Below are 16,720 nucleotides of genomic sequence, written 5' to 3'. Positions count from 1 at the left end.
CCTTGGTTAGATGCCGGTCAGATTTTATCGCCAACAGCGTATGCGCAATGGCCAGCCGATTGCCTAACGCGATAATAATAACGGGGTTATCTCATGTCTGTTCACCCACAATCCTCCGCGCTAAGCACACCCTGTGCTTCAGCAAAGCGAAGTCCATGGAAGGAAATAGCGGCCGCCAGTATCGGCAACGCTTTGGAGTTTTACGACTTGCTGATCTATGGCTACTTTGCGGTGGTCATTGGAAAACTATTCTTCCCGTCCGAGAATGAAACCACTTCGCTGTTGCTCAGCGTCGGCACTTTCGGCATTTCCTTTCTCATACGTCCCTTGGGTGCGATGGTTCTGGGTTCCTATGCCGACCGCAAAGGGCGCAAAGCTTCGCTGACCTTGTCCATCACGATCATGATGGCCGGCACTGCGTTGATTGCCTTCGCGCCCACCTATGCCCAGATCGGCATTGCCTCACCGATCATCATCATTGTCGCCCGTATGCTTCAAGGGTTCTCTACCGGAGGGGAGTTCGGCGCAGCGACAGCGTTCATGGTCGAGCATGCAGCAGCCGAACGCAGAGGTTTCTTCGCCAGTTGGCAATTGTCGACCCAAGGCTTGGCCACCGTTGTGGCGGGCGGGGTCAGCGCATTACTCAGCTACTCCTTGAGCGACGCGCAACTCAACGACTGGGGCTGGCGGGTAGCTTTTTGCTTCGGCTTGTTGATCGGGCCGGTCGGGTTGTATATCCGTAGCCAAATCGACGAAACCCCAGACTTCAAAAAAGTTGCCAACAGCACGTCGCCAAAGAGCCCTTTGCTCGAGGTGCTGATCAAGGATCGAGTGAACCTGTTGTTGGCTATCGGCGTAGTGTCGGGCGCAACGGCGTTCAATTACGTGCACAAACTCTACATGCCAACCTACGCATTGAAACAGTTGCACATCCAGGCTACCTCATCCTATCTAGGCGCCATGATCACGGGCCTGACCCTGATGATCATGGCGCCGATCTTCGGCACGCTGTCCGATGTTCATGGGCGCTTTCGGGTGCTGACTATCGCGTTGCTGATTACCGGGTTCTCGTCTTATCCGCTGTTTCTACTGTTGACCAGTTTTCCCACGGTACTCACGCTGTTCACCGTCCAGGCGATGGTCGGCATACTGATTGCTGCGTGTCTGGGCCCCATTCCGGCAATGCTCGCGGATATATTCCCGACCCGTACGCGAGGGACCGGCCTGGCGCTCAGTTACAACTTCTCGATCACTCTATTCGGCGGCTTCGCTCCGCTGATCGTGACGTGGATGATCGATGTCACTGACAACAAGATGATGCCGAGTTTTTATGTGATGGCGACCGCTGTCATCAGTGTCGTCTCGGTGCTCTTTCTGGGCCGACGCATGAGCCGCAACGCGGCGAGCTGACACTCCCCCCTTTTTAACTCTAAACGCGATACCCGCCCATTGGCTGGGTAACTGTTAGCCATTGTCTGTTGGAGACCTTTAATGCAAACCCTGGAACAGCTTCGCGCCACCTTGCCGCCCTACCCTATCGAAGTCGATTTTCCGGATATCCGACAGTGGAAGACCGGTAATTGCGGCATCGACTATGTGCACAGTTTTGACAGCGGAGTGCCTGGCCCCCATGTATTGATCATGGCGCTGACCCATGGCAACGAGGTCAGCGGTGCCAATGCCGTGGATACCTTGCTGAGCAGCGGCTTGCGACCGCGTCAGGGGCGGTTGAGCTTCGCTTTCGGGAATGTCGAGGCCTATCACCGCTTCGACCCCCACAATATCGACGCCACACGTTACCTCGATGAGGACATGAATCGCGTCTGGCTGCCGCAGCGTCTCGACAGTACCGAAGACTCCATCGAACTGTGCCGTGCCCGGCAGTTGCGGCCGTTAATTGATAGCGTCGATCTGCTGCTCGATATCCATTCCATGCATGAAGAATCGCCGCCGCTGATGATGTGTGGCTCGCGTGCCAAAGGCCTGCGCTTTGCTGCACAGTTGGGCACCCCTGAGACGGTCATCGTCGACGCTGGGCATCCGAACGGTAGGCGGATGCGCGATTACGGCGGTTTCAATGATGCCAGCAGCCAAAAAAACGCACTGCTGGTTGAGACCGGCCAGCACTTTTCACGCCGTAGCCAGGAAGTGGCTTTGGACGTCGCCGCCCGGTTTTTGATCACCACCCAAGCGGTTCACGAGCAGGATGTCGCGCGCTTTTTGACACGTGCCAAATCCCTGCACCAACGCTTTTTGCGGGTTACCGAACCGGTGGTGGCGGACAGTATGAACTTCAGATTCACGGAAGATTTTCGCGGCCTCGAATTGATCAAGCGCGCTGGCACACTGATAGCACGGGACGGCGCCCGGGAGGTTGTCACACCCTATGACAACTGTGTGCTGGTACAGCCTTCACTGCGGCATCTCGGCGCGGGCGTCACGGTCGTGCGGCTTGCACAAATTATCGACGTTACTGCTACGCACCCAATCTTATAAACGCTCGGGAGCATTCATCTGATAAAAAAGTCTCGTTGGTCGTGACAGTAGCCGCAGGCGCGAAGGAGCAAACAGCCACTCTGAGGAAAACGCTCACTGTCTGTCCTCCATTGACGCCTCAGCTATCTCGCGAAATGCATAACGCCTGAGTGATCAGCTTTCAGAGGAAATGATTGACTCGTGACTGGATTCAGCAGCCAGTTTCAATCGGTCAGCTTTACTGATGTATTTAGACTTGTTTTGCGGTGCCAGTTTGGCACTGGCCTTTTTGGCGTTAGCCTTTAATATCTGATTTAATTTTTTACGACGATTCATATTTTTCTACTCAGCTTGCAAATGCTTGAATGATATCAGGTTAAAACATTGAGTCCGATCCCCTGAGAACGTTACTTGCTCATTCGTACTCCTTGATCGGCTTGAGTCCCGCTTTAGCCAACGCGACAGACTGCGGGGAGGAAAATCACATGACTACAGAGCACATTACGGAGTCATGTGCCCTGTGTCCATGGTCCGCGCCTTACCGTTTTCTGCCGCCCGTCACCGACCACAAAGGCTCGTACGCAGACCGCCTGACGGGAACTCGAAGTGAATAACCACCGTTGATAAGTCATTCAAGCGTGCACCCAACCAGGTGCCTCAATTGCCAGCGTCGCGCTGAGCCACAGCCTCCCGCGAACCTCGTCCACACATTAGGTCGGGCCGGTTTGGCCATCACCCGCTCAACCCTCGCACAGTGGGTCGGCAACTAGGGTGTGCAGTTGCAGGCGCGGGTCGATGCCCTGCGCTATGCTGTTCTCGAACATGGCCGCGTTCGCTTACGACTTCAGCCTTAGCCGCGCCGGAGAGCACGCACGTAACTTACTGCATGGCTGGAAGGGCAAGCTGGTGTGCGGCGCTAGTTCTTCGAACTGCACGCCACCCACTAGAGCCCGCTCGCCGAACAGGCTGTGCGCTCCATCTAACTGCCGTAGAAATAGAACGGGAAGTCTGCCACTTGGAACAGGGTTTACGCCGCCGAATACGCCGAGAGAAAGCGGTGCCAGTGATGGATGCTTGGCATGCATGGACGATCGCCCGGCGCCATCTGGTGCACGACGGCTTGGCGATGAGCAACGCGCTGGATGATCGCCTCAAACACAGGGTCTTGATCCAGTCGGCGCGGCTCAACGGGCATGATCCGCATGCTTGCTTGAAGGAAGTGCTCACGCGCCTATCGACGCAGCGGGCGAGTGATAGTGCGCTGGTGCTGCCGCATAGGTGGCAACCGGTTTAGAGACGCAAGACGGGATGCCCGGACGCATACCCTGCGTCAGCGTCCGTCTGACAGGGCATTACCGCGCGACTCAGCCAAGGCGTAACAACAAGGAGAAAAACCCGTGTCAGACCAAGCCACGCCTTTACCCCATTCAGTGTGCGTCGTGATCCCAATGTACAACGGCGCCGACAGCATTGAGCAAACACTGTCGTCGCTGGTCGCGCAAACCCGACTGCCCGATCACGTCATCGTCGTCGACGATGGTTCCACCGATGACGGACCACAACGGGTCAAAGACTTCGCGGCGCCGTTCCGCCTGACGCTGTTGCAGCAAGTCAACGAAGGCCAGGCCAGCGCCCGCAATCACGGATTGCGGCACACTCAAGAGATATTTGTGGCGTTGCTCGATGCCGATGACCAATGGCGTCCGCAAAAGCTGGAGCAACAACTGGCGCTGTATGACGAACTCAGTCGCCAGGGAAGGCCGGTGGGGCTGATCGACTGCTACACACAGATCAATTACAGCGACGGTAGGCGGCAAGTGGACAACCGGCGCAAGAACGGCATGCATTTCTACGACTTCATCCACGCCAACGTCGTCAATGGCGTATCCACCGCGCTGGTCAAGCGCGACGTGATCATGCAACTCGGAGGCTTCGATGCCGGCCTGCGCTACTCCGAAGACCGCTTCATGTGGACCCGAATCGCCGAACATTGGGAAATCCACACGGTGCCACAGGTGCTGCTGGAGCGCACGGTCAACAGCGGCAACATGACCGCGCAACCGAAAAAGTACTACCAGAACAAGATCAGGTTCATCGAAGTGTACCTCGCCCGCTATAGCGCGCAGCTAAGCAAGCAGCAACGGATCGATTTCGTGCTGGGCAACCACACCGACTTCCTCAATGCATTTTCCCGACGCGGCGAGCACGACCAGGTGATCGACGTGTACCGGCGAATGTTGGAGTATTCCTGGCAAACACTGATCTTCTCCAACGGCAAACCGACCTTGCGCTACCTCTATGCCCGCGCCAGATCATTGCGCAAAACAACTGCGTCGACCAACGCTAGTTGAATCGGCATACGCCATGGCCAGTCACGGTCTGGTTAGTTCATAACCGTCGGACAAACACGTTTTCTGAACGTCAGAACATCGGGGGCGGATCTATTTATCTCCACGCGACCCAGAATGCCCGAATAACATCCCACCTTGAGCTGTCAACTGGCGTGATATAGCAAAAAGCCGAGGGCAACCAGGTTTCAACGCAACCGGGGGGTTCACTCGCAGGCATCAATGATGCGATGCGTCAGTTAAGACTCACCGATGAAGGCCGCCTGTACCTGCAACACTGCCGCCAGGCGTTGCAGTCGCTGGACGATGCCCGGGCGGCGCTGTCGGCGGAAAAGAAGGGGATTCGCGGCAAGATTCGCGTCTCCGCCACCTCGGACTTCGGCCGCCATGTGCTGCGTCCCTGGCTGGATGAGTTCACCACACGCTACCCCCAGGTCGTCCCTGCGCTGCTGCTGTCCGACTCGCTGTCGCACCTGATCACCGACGATGTCGATCTGCTGATCCGCTTTGGCGTGCCACCGGACAGCTCGTTGATCGCACGCCCGCTGGCGGCCAATCGCCGCGTGCTGTGCGCCGCGCCGAGCTATTTGAAACGCAAGGGTACGCCCAGCCATCCCGCTCAGTTGGGCGACTTCGATCATATCGTTGCCGGCCAGACCGGGTGGTCCAGCGAGTGGCGCTTGCAGTGCGGCGAGGAAACAATACTGTTGAAGATTCCTCTGGAGGCTGCGCGCGAGACCAATGACGGCGCCGTGGCCCGCCAATGGGCCATCGATGGCCACGGCATCGTACTCAAATCGATCTGGGACGTGAGCGCCGACCTTGCAGCGGGTCGTTTGAGTCGGGTGATGCCCGACTGGCAATCAACCGAAGCGCCCGTACACGCCCTGTATCCGCAAAGTCGCTATCTGGCGCCACGGGTGCGCGCCTTGCTGGATTTTCTGCGTGAACGATTCGAACACGCCTCGCGGGAGATAGTTGATGCTAATCCGCAGGCTTGAACGCTGTCCGCACACAGTGCGTCAGACTCCGACCTGACTCGATATTTCCAAGTATTTTGATAATCCATCAACTACCAGCCTAATTTTCAAATGCATGCCCGCGCTGCACAATGGAACCACTTCATTGGCAGCGCTGGGCATCCTCATGCATCTGGATCACGCAAATATCGTCACATCGGATCTCGACATGATCGTGCGTTTCTTCACTGACGTGCTGGGATTCACCACAGGGCCGCGGCCGAACTTCCGGACACCTGGCCACTGGCTGTATAGCGAAGGCCGACCATTGATTCATCTGTCACAGGCCACCGGCGGATTACCCACTGCAAGCGTGTCGCCGCGCATCGACCACATTGCATTACGCATCGCCAACCTCGACGAGTGGAGCGCTTTGCTCGACCGCTTGAAAGCCCACGGCATCGAGTACCAACTCAGTGCGCCCAATGACGGCAGCGATCTCCAACTGTGGGTCTCACCGGCGGCTGGCGTAACCATTGAATTCATCATCACTCCTGCCTCCCGTCCTCAAAAATGTGAGCACCGGTAGCGAGTATCGCCGCCCCCGTTTCAGCCGGCCGCGACTGAACCTGATGTTTACCGGGTTTCAGCCGCTTCTTTCCCGATGCAGGCACGGCCTGGAGATGCGAGTAGAGAATGTGAGTGAACGCTCACAAAATAGACCGCACGCTCACTCAAGCCCATTTCTCTGCCCGCTATCCCCAAGGAGCCTCGCCATGAACTCAACAGAGACTGCTTTTACCGCCGCGTTGCTGCGTAGCATCACCGACGAAATTGCCAGCCGCGTCCAATCCACCTCCGGACGCGAGAGCATCCCCGAACTCATCGAGCGGGTTTCTACCGTGAGCAGGCAGGCCCAGGCGCAGATGCGAGCGGCGCTGGCAGGCACATTTCCCGACATCGGCTGGAACGAGTCGGAAGACAAACATGATTCTCAGGTCTGCAATGGGCCTTACTGGGTCTACGATCCCATCGACGGCGCCTACCATTACCTTCAGGGACTGCCGTTGTGGTCCAGTTCTCTCGCGCTGGTCAAGGACGGAAAAGCGCTCGCTGCCTTCGTCTACGACCCCTGCCAGCATGAGCTGTTTGCTGCACAGGCCGGTAAGGGCCCGACCCTCAATGGTCAGCCGATCAAGGCCTCGGCCAAGACCGACCTGCACACCGCCGTTGTCGGAACCGCCCTGCCGCCCTTCGCCGCCGTGCCTGCGGCAGAACACGCACTCGCAGCCAGACTGCTGGTGGAAACCTCCAGGCACGTGTTCGTGATGCGGCAAATGGCGGCAGCATCCCTGCAACTGGCCTACGTGGCTGCGGGACGCCTGGACGCCTATGTCGAGACTGGCGACGATGTCTACGACTGGATCGCAGGCTGCCTGCTCGTGCAAGAGGCCGGCGGGGTCACTACATCACTCGACGGCACGCCATTCGACATCACCGCAAAGGGTGTTCTTGCCGCAGCTACGGGCCTTCATGCCAAGGTTCAGAACGCTATCGCAAGCGTCATTCCAGCGAACGCGTGAAGACCCAGAGCGGGTGGATGTTTTTGTGCGAACAGCAGTTGTTGTCGGAAGAGACCGCCCCACTCACTTCAAATCCTGCTCGATCCAATCTGCCGTCGTCGTCACATTAGCTGTGGAGGGGCGGTTGCGGCATGCGGAAATAGCCCGGCGCATGAGTGGCGTGACCCAGCGGATGTTGACCCGCAGCTTGCGCCAGTTGGAAAGGGACGGTCTGGTTTTACGTCGGGATTACAACGAGGTACCGCCGCGTGTCGACTACGCGTTATCCGACCTGGGGCGGGGCCTGCTGGCGCGGATGATTCCGTTGTGGATGTAGGTAGCGGAGAACGCTGAAGACTTTCGTGACGCTCGTATTCTTTACGTTTCTGACAATTCGACGGATGACAAGTGAGTGCTTCTGGCCTCCGGGTCAGGCAACGGAGAGCCGATTGGCCAAACCGCCTGCCCCTCAGACAACATGCGTCGGTGCAAGCTGACAGGGTTTCGCCGCATCGCCGCGTTCAATTTGAACGGTCGCATGACCAATTCCAAAATGTGTCTCCAACTCGGCCATGACGTCATGCAAAAAATCGTCATCGTAGTCTGTGTCGGGGAGTACCAAATGCACAGTGAGGGCAGTATCCGTGGTGCTGAGTGGCCAGATATGCAGGTCATGTACCTCAGTCACGCCGGGAAAGGACGCGAGGAACGTTTGAACCTCTGAAACATCAATTCCCTCCGGAACCTTATCCAGAGCCAGATTCACGCTATCGCGCAAAAGTCCCCACGTGGAAACCAGGATCAACGCGGCGATTATCAGGCTTGTAACAGGGTCGAGCCACGCCCAGCCGGATAGAAATATGATCAGTCCGGAGATCACGACACCTGCGGAAACAGCCGCATCTGAAGCCATGTGCAAGAACGCCCCTTTGACGTTCATATCACCCTTGCGGCCCCGCGCGAACAGCATTGCAGTCACACCATTTACAGCTATTCCAACGGCTGCTACCACCATCACGGTTTCCCCCCCACCGTCGGCGACAGACACGCCTTCGACCAAACGCCTCCCGGCTTCAACCGTGATACCTCCAACGCCGACGAGGAGCACCACTGCGTTTGTGAGTGACGCCAGAATAGAGCTTCGGCCATAGCCATAGGTTCGCGTGGCTGTGGGCGCTCTGCGGCCAAGCCAAACGGCTAGCCAAGCGAGCAGCAATCCTAGAACATCACCCAGGTTATGAGCCGCATCGGCAAGGAGCGCGACGGAGTTGGCGGTCAGGCCGTAGATGACTTCGGCAACAACGAATGCAGCGTTCAAGGCAGATCCGATAGCAAACGCGCTGTCAAATCCGGCAGGAGGACTTGCGTGTTGATGCCCCGATGACGCATGTCGTTCGCCACCGAGTCCATGCTGATGATCATGTGCGCTCATTATCGAGTCCGTCTGAAAGTAAAGAGAGTCATGGCCCTGCTGGCGCTTTGGCGCGGAGCTGTCTGGAGTAGGACAACAAACGGAGCGCGATTATCAAAACTTCGCGGGAAGTGTAGCTAGACCAATTTCCATCAGCACAACACACCAGTGAGTCACCTTGAGTTCCCCGACACCGGGAAGCGCCGCTTCACGCCCAGAGGAAGTCAGTCAACCTTGATCTCGACCGTCGACTCTCGACCCATTGCAGCCTTTCAGTATTGGCAGAATCTGCTATCAGCAGACAGCGGATCCCCGACGGATAGAGCTGTAACCGTATCATCGGTCGAGACTGTACCTGTGACAGCCTCACCTTTCAGCTTATCGTGAGATGCTGATTCTTATGGAGGAATCCCAGATGCCGGACGCTGTCAATCTTTCCCTGTTCCTTGCCGCCGCCATGCTTCTTTTGATCGTCCCCGGCCCCAATATGGCGTTTGTCATGAGCCATTCCCTGGCCCATGGTTGGCGCGGGGGGCTAGCTGCCGCGCTGGGAATTTCCTGTTCCGACCTTGTGATGACCTTCATGGTGAGCGCGGGCGTTGGGACCATTGTGATGAGCTGGGCACCCGCATTTGAACTCCTGCGTATAGGCGGCGCCTGCTACTTGATGTGGCTTGCGTGGCAAGCGGTGAAAAAACCAGCGAGGAAGCAGGGCTGCGAAGTCAAGTTGGAGTCGTTCGGGTCTATTTTTATTAGGGGTATGCTCAATAGCCTTTTAAACCCCAAGGCATTGCTTTTCTTCATGGTGTTCCTACCTCAATTCGTCGCGCTCGGTCGCGGCTCCATCTCATTCCAGCTTATATTTCTAGGATCCCTGCTTGCTTTGATCGCCTTGGTTTTTCATGCGGTATTGGGTGTAGTGGCTGCGAGACTGGGCCGAACCCTAAGAGAGCCCCGTAACCGACCTCTGGCAAACTACGCATTTGCGGCGGTTATGGCGGCAATGGCGGCAAGACTGATACTGTTTGAGCGGCCCACTTAATTTGTCATTGCCTTGACTGCTAAGTATTTCCTTCGAGTAGAGCGCTCACGGCCACGATCATTCCCATAACGTGCCAGGCAAATGTTCCTGGGCGCCTTCGGTGAGGTGACAGTCCGTTCGTCGTTACAGGCAGTTATGCGTCTTGGCGGTGTAAAACGGCTCGGGGAGCAGAGTCGGCCAAAAACAGAGTTGGAATTGCACGTTCTTACTCAAAATCGACAAACCATAAGGTGAATTTTATTGAAATCATGCCTGGTTCGTGAATTGAAAAATACTGATACCGAAGCCTTGCTCTCCTTCGAAGTCCAGAACCGGGCCTGGTTTGAATCGCACATTGACGCACGAGATCCTTCTTTTTACTCAGCAGGGGGGGTCAATGATCATATTGAAGATTATTTGTCTAGGTATGCCACCGGAACGTGGCATCCTTTTGTTATTGAGAGCACAGATCGCCAGATCATCGGCCGAGCTAATCTTAAAGATATAAATCCAAACAATGGCTGCGCTGAGGTCGGGTATCGAGTTGCATACCAGGCCGTCGGACAAGGGATTGCGACGCAGGCTTTAATGCATTTGATTCAGGCCGCACGGGGACGTTGGAAACTCAAGCAGTTAATTGCGTATGTGTATCCTACGAATGTCGGCTCCAAAAAGGTGCTTGGCCGTTGCGGTTTCATCACAGACTCAAAATCAACTGACGAGGACGCCGATCAGGAGTGCCGATTCGTTCTGGCGCTTTAGGAGCTGAGGTAGCGATGCCCGGCAGACTGCTTCTGGCCGCTCTCTGCCTGTCACGACGGACAGCCGTCAGCCAATTGCGGTCACTCAGCGCCAGAACGATCTAACCTCCCAAGGTTGATACCAGCGCTTGAGTTAAGTCCCGTAGTGACGCACGGACTGCTGGCATCAGAACATTCTCTAGCCGCATTTTTGCGTGATCATCAGCGTTTGCATGCTGCCCACTCCCAAAGCCATGATATTGCCAGTATTGTATGATCCGTCGCCCGTAGGGGAGGGGGAATTCCAGTCCTTCAGCTGTTCCCTTTGGTTATGGTTCTGCGCGATAGTGGCTTTTTGTTATCGCCTTCAAGAAGGGCGACTCACCTAGAAGCTCATCGGCAGTTCAATGCAAGGGAACGCGGTGAAGACAATTGTCACGATGGTTCTATTTTTGGGGTTATACGGCTGCGTTTCCGATTCTCGCAGCTCTGCGCCTACTCTCTGGACAGATGGCATCATGCTGGAGCAGAAGCAGGTCACAGTAGATGATCAACACGCCAAAGTGATCCTGCAGGCATCAGGTGATGTGGCCAACCCAGTAGATTTCCAAGTGGTCCGAGGTAACGACCCGGATAAACGCCCCGATCAGCTAGGGACAGTGGTCAAACCGTTTTGCAGTAAGGTCGGCGGATGGTTCAATCGTCTTAACAGCGCGATCTCCAAACATTTCCCCGAGCTGGAAATGCAGGCCGATCCCGGTGAGATATTGCAAGTGGGTGGGTCATCGACGATCAGTAGTCAGATTCCAGCACCGGGGTATCGGACTCTCTACAACGAAGACTATGTATTCAACCAGTCGAAAAACAAGTATGAGAAAAAGGTAACCGCCAATCCGACCGTCTCGTCGTATTACACCTGTGGGCCGATCACTAGTACTTTCATCCCCGAGAAGCAAAAGGTATATCTGGCGGAGTTTGTCTTCGTCGATCGAGGTGAAGGGTGTGAGCTACAGGTCTATGACATCACGCTGCCCGAACAACGTGTCCGAGTCATTGCCATTAAAAGCCCGCAGCCTTCGTCCGGCAGGTCGTACCGCTACCCCTAGGCTCTCTAAGAAGTCTGCTTGATCGCCGCTCCGTGAGTTGCGTTCAGACCCTAAGCACCTAGATAGACGGTGATTCTTCGCAAAGTGGGGGGCTCAGCTAACAGCCTTCCCTGTGTACCTACTTGTGAAGGTATTGCCGTTGCTGCAGGATGATTGCCGAATAACCAACGGAAGGCCCGAAGCCCTGCCGCTCGAACAAGGCACGACAATTGTGAATGCACCAGAGACCCTGGCGAACGAAATAGACCTCGGCAATTGTATGATGAAGGTTGACCATGCAGGTGAGCATGGCGCGATCTGTATTTACAGTGGGCAGCTGATAATGGCCCGGTTGTTTTTCCCGGATATGGTGGATGAACTCAAGGAGTTTCTCTCCCACGAACGCCGTCATCGAGCAGTCTTCTTCGCAGAACTGCAACGTCGCGGCTATCCTCGCTGCCGCAGTTACTGGCTATGTGGTATTGGTGGCTTGGCTTTGGGACTGATCACCGGCCTCTGTGGCCGGAAAGCTATTATTGCCACCACCGTCGCGGTTGAAAGTGTGGTGCTCAAACACCTGACCCATCAGCTTCAGGTTCTGGGCGATATCGATCCGCACGCGGTGGTGGCCATAGCTTCGATCGTGGAGGAAGAACAACATCATCACGACCACTCAGCAGCGCAAATTGATGTAGGCGATCCTTGGTTCAGATTACTGACACCGATGGTGATTGCGTGGACTGAAGCCGTGATATGGATGGGTATGCGGTCTTAGTAAAAGCTCAACAATCAACTAGTTTTTTCCACCAGCAATGTAAGTGAACGACCGTACTTTTCTGGTCGTCAGCGGACGTAGTCGAACGTCAACTTCTGACCGATATCTGCCTATCGTAATCGTCAGCTACGGGCCAAGAGCAGTCACCCGTCTTCAACAAAACAGACTGCGCCCAGTTTGCCGACTCACTATTCAGGTGCAAACGTGCGCGAACGATTATTATTTTGACCTTAATCAGATCGTACGCCGAAGGCGCACAATACAGATCGCCGATAAACCAGAGTCAGTGCTCTCTGACTATAGGTAAGAATTTCGGATGTAGTGACCGGCAGAGTTTCGCGTCTACGCCGCTAACCAAGGGAATTCGCGCCACCGCCCGCTGATTCTGACTGCAACCTCGCAAAGCTCAGTTTTCGCAAAGTTTTCTGCGCTTTCACACAGCCTGGGCCCAACCCTGTCTGTCGCAACACGCAGAAACCGACCCGGATATGCGATGGACCGGTCGCTCGAAGTTCAACCTTGAACCTATCCACGCCTTAGACCGGCCGCGCTTCTAACACCTCCAATCTGGCCGGAAGTTTCGCCAGCAAAGCGTCCACCGCCACGCGTGTTTTCAAAGGCAAGTGGGGGGTTCGTGGCCACAGGGCGTTGATCGGAAAGGTGACGCCTGAATGGTCAGGCAGCACTTCCGTCAGCTCGCCACGAAGAAGATGATTGCGCGCCAACCAGTAAGGCAGCCACGCAACGCCGAAGTTGGCGATAGTAGCGTCTGTGACGGCGCGAAGGTCGTCCATCAGCAGGCGGGCTTTGGGCTTGATTTCCTGCACTTGTCCATCGACGCGCAACTGCCAGTTGAGCACTCGGCCAAAGCGCATATAGGCTACCGCGTCGTGTCGCTTCAGGTCTTCGATTGTCTTCGGTTCCCCGCGTATCATCAGGTAGGCTGGGGAAGCGCAGAATGCCATGTGGTGCTCGCCCAGCCTGCGGGCTACCAAGTCGCCGCTGTCCTGCAACGAGCCATTGCGGATAGCCAGATCGAAGCCTTCTTCGACCAGGTCCACCATCCTGTCGTTGAAGGACATCTCCAGGGTCAGGCCGGGATGCTGCTCTGCCAACTCGATCAGGATGGGCGCTATGCAAAGGTGCCCGAACAGCACAGGCATCGAAACGCGCAAACAGCCGCTCACCTGCCACTTGCCGCTCTCCAGCAGCGCTTCTCCGGCCAGGATTTCTTCCAGCGCCCGCAGGCAATACTCATGGAATAAGGCGCCCTCATCCGTGAGGTTTTGGCTGCGAGTCGTGCGGTGGAACAGTAATATTCCCAACCGATGTTCCAGGCGGGCAATGCTCTTGCCGACCGCAGACCTGGTGATGTGCCGCTTCACGGCCGCTTGGGCGAAGCTGCCTGCTTCCACGACCGCCACGAAAACCTCGATGCCGTTCAGATTGCTTTGCATGGGTTTGTAGCCAAAAAGTAGCCAATTTGTAGAGATATTATCTCCACTGGAGAGAAAAAGGCGATGGTAGGATTTGCGCACTCAATGGCCAATTCATCTGAAGCTCATTTATGACCAAGGTTCTCGTACTCAAGTCCAGCATTATGGGCAGCAATTCCCAGACAAACGCTCTGATCCATACCTACCTGGCCGAGCGCCAGGCCAGAGAGTTCGATGACGAGATCGTAATGCGAGATCTTGCCACCCTCGACCTACCGGTTCTCGACCATGAACTGTTCCACGCGCTGAGGGGAGCCGAGAACCTGAGCAAGCGCGCGAAAGACGTGGTGTCCCTGTCTGACGAACTGGTCGCCGAACTCAAGGCGAGCGATGTGCTGCTGATAGGGGCTCCCATGTATAACCTGAACGTGCCGACCCAACTGAAGAACTGGTTCGATCTGGTTGCCCGTGCCCGGGTGACCTTCCGGTATACCGAGACCCATCCCATGGGCCTTATTGAAGGTGTGAGCGCGGTGGTCATCAGCTCCCGGGGTGGCGTGCATGTCGGTCAGGGGTCCGATGCGGTTACGCCTTATCTGCGGTCTGTGCTAGGCCTGATGGGCATCACCGATGTGAAGTTTGTCTACGCCGAAGGGCTGGATGCAAGACCGCACGGGACGGAGAACGGACTTGCTGACGCCCACGCGCAAATCGTCAAGCTGACTGCCTGATGGCAGGAAAAGGGGCATGTTTATTTTTCACTTCACTGCCCGCTCCAGCCGCTCTCTGACTGTCACGGCAGGTGAGGGGTGGCCAATAGCGTTATTTACCCCAATATTCCATGGGCGCTTCGGTGGGAGGCAATTAAACGAGCCTTGCGAGACGCCAACACCTCGCTTGAGCAAATTGCCCGCGAGAGCGGCATGGCGGCACCTGCCATGTTGAAACCAAGCATTACCCATCCTGGCAGCAGGCCATCGCAACAGCACTTGGCCTGGCTCCCGAGAACCTGTTTCCAAAGCCCTCCCACCGCGTAACTGACCCGGCTTGAAACGCCCAAGCTGGTGGGGAGCGGTCGACGGATTTAGATGCAACAAGGGGCATATATTGATTTTTTTCTGTAATGTTGATAATGGTAAGTATTATCTGGCCATTTTCTACTATGTCGAAATATCTATCCACTCTGGAAACTGCAGCTCGACTTGGCATTTCTCGTCAGACGCTGTACGCCTATGTCAGCCGCGGCTTGCTTCAATCGTTGCCAAGCGACACTCCGCGCGAAAGCCGTTATCTGGAAAGTGAGGTTGAACGCCTCGCACTCAAACGCCGTCGCGGCAGGAAGTCAAAGGATGTCGCCAGGGCGACCCTCGATTGGGGCTTCCCGGTGCTCGAGTCATCGATCACGCTTATTCACGATCAGCGCCTGTATTATCGCGGGCTCGACGCCATCGCACTCGCGGAGACAATGACCCTTGAGGATGTTGCCGCCCATTTATGGCAAATGCCGAAGGCAATCGCGTTTGGCGATAATCAGCCGCTTGAGCCCACTCGTCAGGCAGCGCTCACGAAACTGCCCGCCGAGAGATTCGAACAAAGCATGCTGCGCGACTTCACTCTCGCCAGCGAGGACATCGGGACTGCTGCATGGCAACGTTCTCCGGAACGCATCGCAGCGGGCTGCGGAACACTCGTTCGGTTGTTGGCTGCTTGCTTGCTGAATTCCCAGCCGAGCGAGGAGCCGATTCACGTACAGTGCGCGAAGAAGTGGAAGCTCGACGCGGATGGAGCAGAATTGATCCGGATGGCACTCGTGCTCTGCGCAGACCATGAATTAAACACCTCGTCTTTCGTCGCGCGCTGCGTGGCATCCACGGGAGCAAGTCTACGTGCAGCTGTGATTGCCGGCCTTGCTGCGTTGACGGGCAGTCGCCACGGCGGCACTACCGCACGCGGCGAAGCGCTTTGGGAGGAGCTAGGAGAAAGTGAGCCCATCGCCAAATTGCGCGCGCGGCTCGCTCGTGGCGAAGACCTCCCTGGGTTTGGACATCATATTTATCCGAACGGAGACCCTCGCGCGGTGGCACTGCTCACCCGTGTTTTGTCTCACCACGAGCAATGGCAGGCGTTTATTGACGAAGGCGCTACATTGGTCGGCGCTCGCCCCTCGGTTGATCTCGCGCTGGTCGCTTTACGGCGGCATCTGAAATTACCCGTTGGCGCCGCATTCGGTCTGTTCGCGCTAGGTCGCTCGGTTGGCTGGATCGCCCATGCTATCGAGCAGCGCACGATGAGCGATCTAATACGGCCACGAGCCGCATATGTTGGCCCAGCACCTACTCTTTCACAGAAGGAGCAGCTTGCGTCCCCCAAAGGAAGGAGGCGGGAAATATGAGGTATCGATAGCTATTGTTTCACGTTGTTTAGCACCAACTTCACGTTGAAAACCCCTGAGTGCCCCTCGGGTTGTCTTCGTCATGCGCGTCCGCAGTGGGTGGTCTCAAGCAGCGTTCACTGAAAAGGCCGGTATCCTGCTGAGAACCTACAAGCGGTTCGAACCCTGCGGGGCGGGACGCATCGACACCTTAGTGAGTATATTGATCGCCCTCGGCCATGCCCTCGGGGCTTCTTCACATAGTCCCGCATCCATAGCCAGCAACCGCTCTCACATTAATCGAGCGCCTCAAAATCATTGGTCACCGCCGCCCGTCGTGAGCGGGACTACACCGGCGCACGAGTCCTCGGCATCGCCCTAGAGGTAATCTCCGACGCATCGGATGCCGCCGCTGGCTCGACCTCGAACAGAACTCCCTCGCCACGCCTATTATTGGTTGCGGCACACCTTTGGTACGCACGCGGTGCCGCGCTCGATGTGGTCAAAGGCCAGATGGGGTATGCCAGCTTGGCCACC

General features: G+C 56.4%; 15 protein-coding genes and 2 pseudogenes. 14 read left to right on the top strand and 3 right to left on the bottom strand.

Features of this window, described 5'->3' with window-relative positions:
* Window positions 1-93: 93 nt before the first annotated feature.
* Both ACF0H7_RS11330 and ACF0H7_RS11325 read left to right on the top strand, forming a co-directional pair.
* Window positions 94-1,410, top strand: coding sequence for an MFS transporter (locus tag ACF0H7_RS11330; protein ID WP_397452836.1), 1,317 nt, complete (start codon window positions 94-96; stop codon window positions 1,408-1,410).
* An 81-nt stretch (window positions 1,411-1,491) separates the two neighbouring features.
* Window positions 1,492-2,496 (top strand): M14 family metallopeptidase, encoded by a 1,005-nt coding sequence (locus ACF0H7_RS11325; RefSeq protein WP_397452835.1) that lies wholly within the window; start codon window positions 1,492-1,494, stop codon window positions 2,494-2,496.
* Window positions 2,497-2,649: 153 nt separating this feature from the next.
* Here ACF0H7_RS11325 and ACF0H7_RS11320 read toward each other — a convergent pair whose 3' ends face one another.
* Window positions 2,650-2,811, bottom strand: a complete 162-nt coding sequence (locus ACF0H7_RS11320; protein WP_397452834.1) for a DUF2986 domain-containing protein — start codon at window positions 2,809-2,811, stop codon at window positions 2,650-2,652.
* A 377-nt stretch (window positions 2,812-3,188) separates the two neighbouring features.
* On the opposite strand from ACF0H7_RS11320, the pseudogene ACF0H7_RS11315 reads away from it, so the two are divergent.
* From ACF0H7_RS11315 to ACF0H7_RS11290, 6 genes and pseudogenes are all read left to right on the top strand, one after another.
* Window positions 3,189-3,769: pseudogene (locus ACF0H7_RS11315) on the top strand (transposase); the annotation flags it as partial.
* A 103-nt stretch (window positions 3,770-3,872) separates the two neighbouring features.
* Window positions 3,873-4,826: a glycosyltransferase family 2 protein gene (locus ACF0H7_RS11310; RefSeq protein WP_397452833.1), complete on the top strand. Its 954-nt coding sequence runs from the start codon at window positions 3,873-3,875 to the stop codon at window positions 4,824-4,826.
* A gap of 227 nt (window positions 4,827-5,053) precedes the next feature.
* The gene (locus ACF0H7_RS11305) at window positions 5,054-5,824 is read left to right on the top strand and encodes a LysR substrate-binding domain-containing protein (RefSeq protein WP_397452832.1); all 771 of its coding nucleotides are present in this window, start codon (window positions 5,054-5,056) and stop codon (window positions 5,822-5,824) included.
* A 124-nt stretch (window positions 5,825-5,948) separates the two neighbouring features.
* Window positions 5,949-6,371, top strand: a complete 423-nt coding sequence (locus ACF0H7_RS11300; RefSeq protein ID WP_397452831.1) for a VOC family protein — start codon at window positions 5,949-5,951, stop codon at window positions 6,369-6,371.
* A 187-nt stretch (window positions 6,372-6,558) separates the two neighbouring features.
* Window positions 6,559-7,365 (top strand): inositol monophosphatase family protein, encoded by an 807-nt coding sequence (locus tag ACF0H7_RS11295; RefSeq protein ID WP_397452830.1) that lies wholly within the window; start codon window positions 6,559-6,561, stop codon window positions 7,363-7,365.
* 94 nt (window positions 7,366-7,459) lie between these two features.
* Window positions 7,460-7,756, top strand: a pseudogene (locus ACF0H7_RS11290) (winged helix-turn-helix transcriptional regulator); the annotation flags it as partial.
* A gap of 57 nt (window positions 7,757-7,813) precedes the next feature.
* Here ACF0H7_RS11290 and ACF0H7_RS11285 read toward each other — a convergent pair.
* Window positions 7,814-8,776 carry a cation diffusion facilitator family transporter gene (locus tag ACF0H7_RS11285; protein ID WP_397452829.1) on the bottom strand — a complete coding sequence of 321 codons (963 nt, stop codon included), beginning with the start codon at window positions 8,774-8,776 and terminating at the stop codon, window positions 7,814-7,816.
* Between the two features lie 394 nt (window positions 8,777-9,170).
* Here ACF0H7_RS11285 and ACF0H7_RS11280 point away from each other — a divergent pair, with 394 nt between their 5' ends.
* The 4 genes from ACF0H7_RS11280 (at window position 9,171) to ACF0H7_RS11265 (ending at window position 12,376) form a co-directional block, all read left to right on the top strand.
* Entirely contained in the window at window positions 9,171-9,797 is a 627-nt protein-coding gene (locus ACF0H7_RS11280) for a LysE family translocator (protein ID WP_397452828.1), read from the top strand.
* Between the two features lie 240 nt (window positions 9,798-10,037).
* Entirely contained in the window at window positions 10,038-10,538 is a 501-nt protein-coding gene (locus tag ACF0H7_RS11275) for a GNAT family N-acetyltransferase (protein WP_397452827.1), read from the top strand.
* Between the two features lie 400 nt (window positions 10,539-10,938).
* Entirely contained in the window at window positions 10,939-11,622 is a 684-nt protein-coding gene (locus tag ACF0H7_RS11270; protein ID WP_397452826.1) for a hypothetical protein, read from the top strand.
* Between the two features lie 139 nt (window positions 11,623-11,761).
* A complete protein-coding gene (locus tag ACF0H7_RS11265) occupies window positions 11,762-12,376 on the top strand; it encodes a demethoxyubiquinone hydroxylase family protein (RefSeq protein ID WP_397452825.1) in 615 nt (204 codons plus the stop codon).
* Window positions 12,377-12,912: 536 nt separating this feature from the next.
* Here ACF0H7_RS11265 and ACF0H7_RS11260 read toward each other — a convergent pair.
* Window positions 12,913-13,833: a LysR family transcriptional regulator gene (locus ACF0H7_RS11260; protein ID WP_397452824.1), complete on the bottom strand. Its 921-nt coding sequence runs from the start codon at window positions 13,831-13,833 to the stop codon at window positions 12,913-12,915.
* Window positions 13,834-13,943: 110 nt separating this feature from the next.
* Between ACF0H7_RS11260 and ACF0H7_RS11255 the strand changes: the two genes are divergently transcribed.
* Both ACF0H7_RS11255 and ACF0H7_RS11250 read left to right on the top strand, forming a co-directional pair.
* Window positions 13,944-14,543, top strand: coding sequence for an NAD(P)H-dependent oxidoreductase (locus ACF0H7_RS11255; protein WP_397452823.1), 600 nt, complete (start codon window positions 13,944-13,946; stop codon window positions 14,541-14,543).
* Window positions 14,544-14,935: 392 nt separating this feature from the next.
* Window positions 14,936-16,204: a citrate/2-methylcitrate synthase gene (locus ACF0H7_RS11250; RefSeq protein ID WP_397452822.1), complete on the top strand. Its 1,269-nt coding sequence runs from the start codon at window positions 14,936-14,938 to the stop codon at window positions 16,202-16,204.
* Window positions 16,205-16,720 lie beyond the last annotated feature (516 nt).

It is taken from the genome of Pseudomonas sp. NA-150 (assembly GCF_044336365.1).
In the GTDB taxonomy this organism is placed as follows: Bacteria; Pseudomonadota; Gammaproteobacteria; order Pseudomonadales; family Pseudomonadaceae; genus Aquipseudomonas.
Note: the sequence above shows the minus strand (reverse complement) of the source record. Positions and strands in the feature narration are given on the sequence as shown.

Bases quoted from the DNA above. Each gene is read 5' to 3' on its own strand.
- ACF0H7_RS11325 (WP_397452835.1), top strand. From the start codon at position 1,492: ATGCAAACCCTGGAACAGCTTCGCGCCACCTTGCCGCCCTACCCTATC.
- ACF0H7_RS11285 (WP_397452829.1), bottom strand. From the start codon at position 8,776: ATGAGCGCACATGATCATCAGCATGGACTCGGTGGCGAACGACATGCG.
- ACF0H7_RS11260 (WP_397452824.1), bottom strand. From the start codon at position 13,833: ATGCAAAGCAATCTGAACGGCATCGAGGTTTTCGTGGCGGTCGTGGAA.
- ACF0H7_RS11320 (WP_397452834.1), bottom strand. From the start codon at position 2,811: ATGAATCGTCGTAAAAAATTAAATCAGATATTAAAGGCTAACGCCAAA.
- ACF0H7_RS11280 (WP_397452828.1), top strand. From the start codon at position 9,171: ATGCCGGACGCTGTCAATCTTTCCCTGTTCCTTGCCGCCGCCATGCTT.
- ACF0H7_RS11295 (WP_397452830.1), top strand. From the start codon at position 6,559: ATGAACTCAACAGAGACTGCTTTTACCGCCGCGTTGCTGCGTAGCATC.
- ACF0H7_RS11305 (WP_397452832.1), top strand. From the start codon at position 5,054: ATGCGTCAGTTAAGACTCACCGATGAAGGCCGCCTGTACCTGCAACAC.
- ACF0H7_RS11255 (WP_397452823.1), top strand. From the start codon at position 13,944: ATGACCAAGGTTCTCGTACTCAAGTCCAGCATTATGGGCAGCAATTCC.
- ACF0H7_RS11330 (WP_397452836.1), top strand. From the start codon at position 94: ATGTCTGTTCACCCACAATCCTCCGCGCTAAGCACACCCTGTGCTTCA.
- ACF0H7_RS11250 (WP_397452822.1), top strand. From the start codon at position 14,936: ATGTTGATAATGGTAAGTATTATCTGGCCATTTTCTACTATGTCGAAA.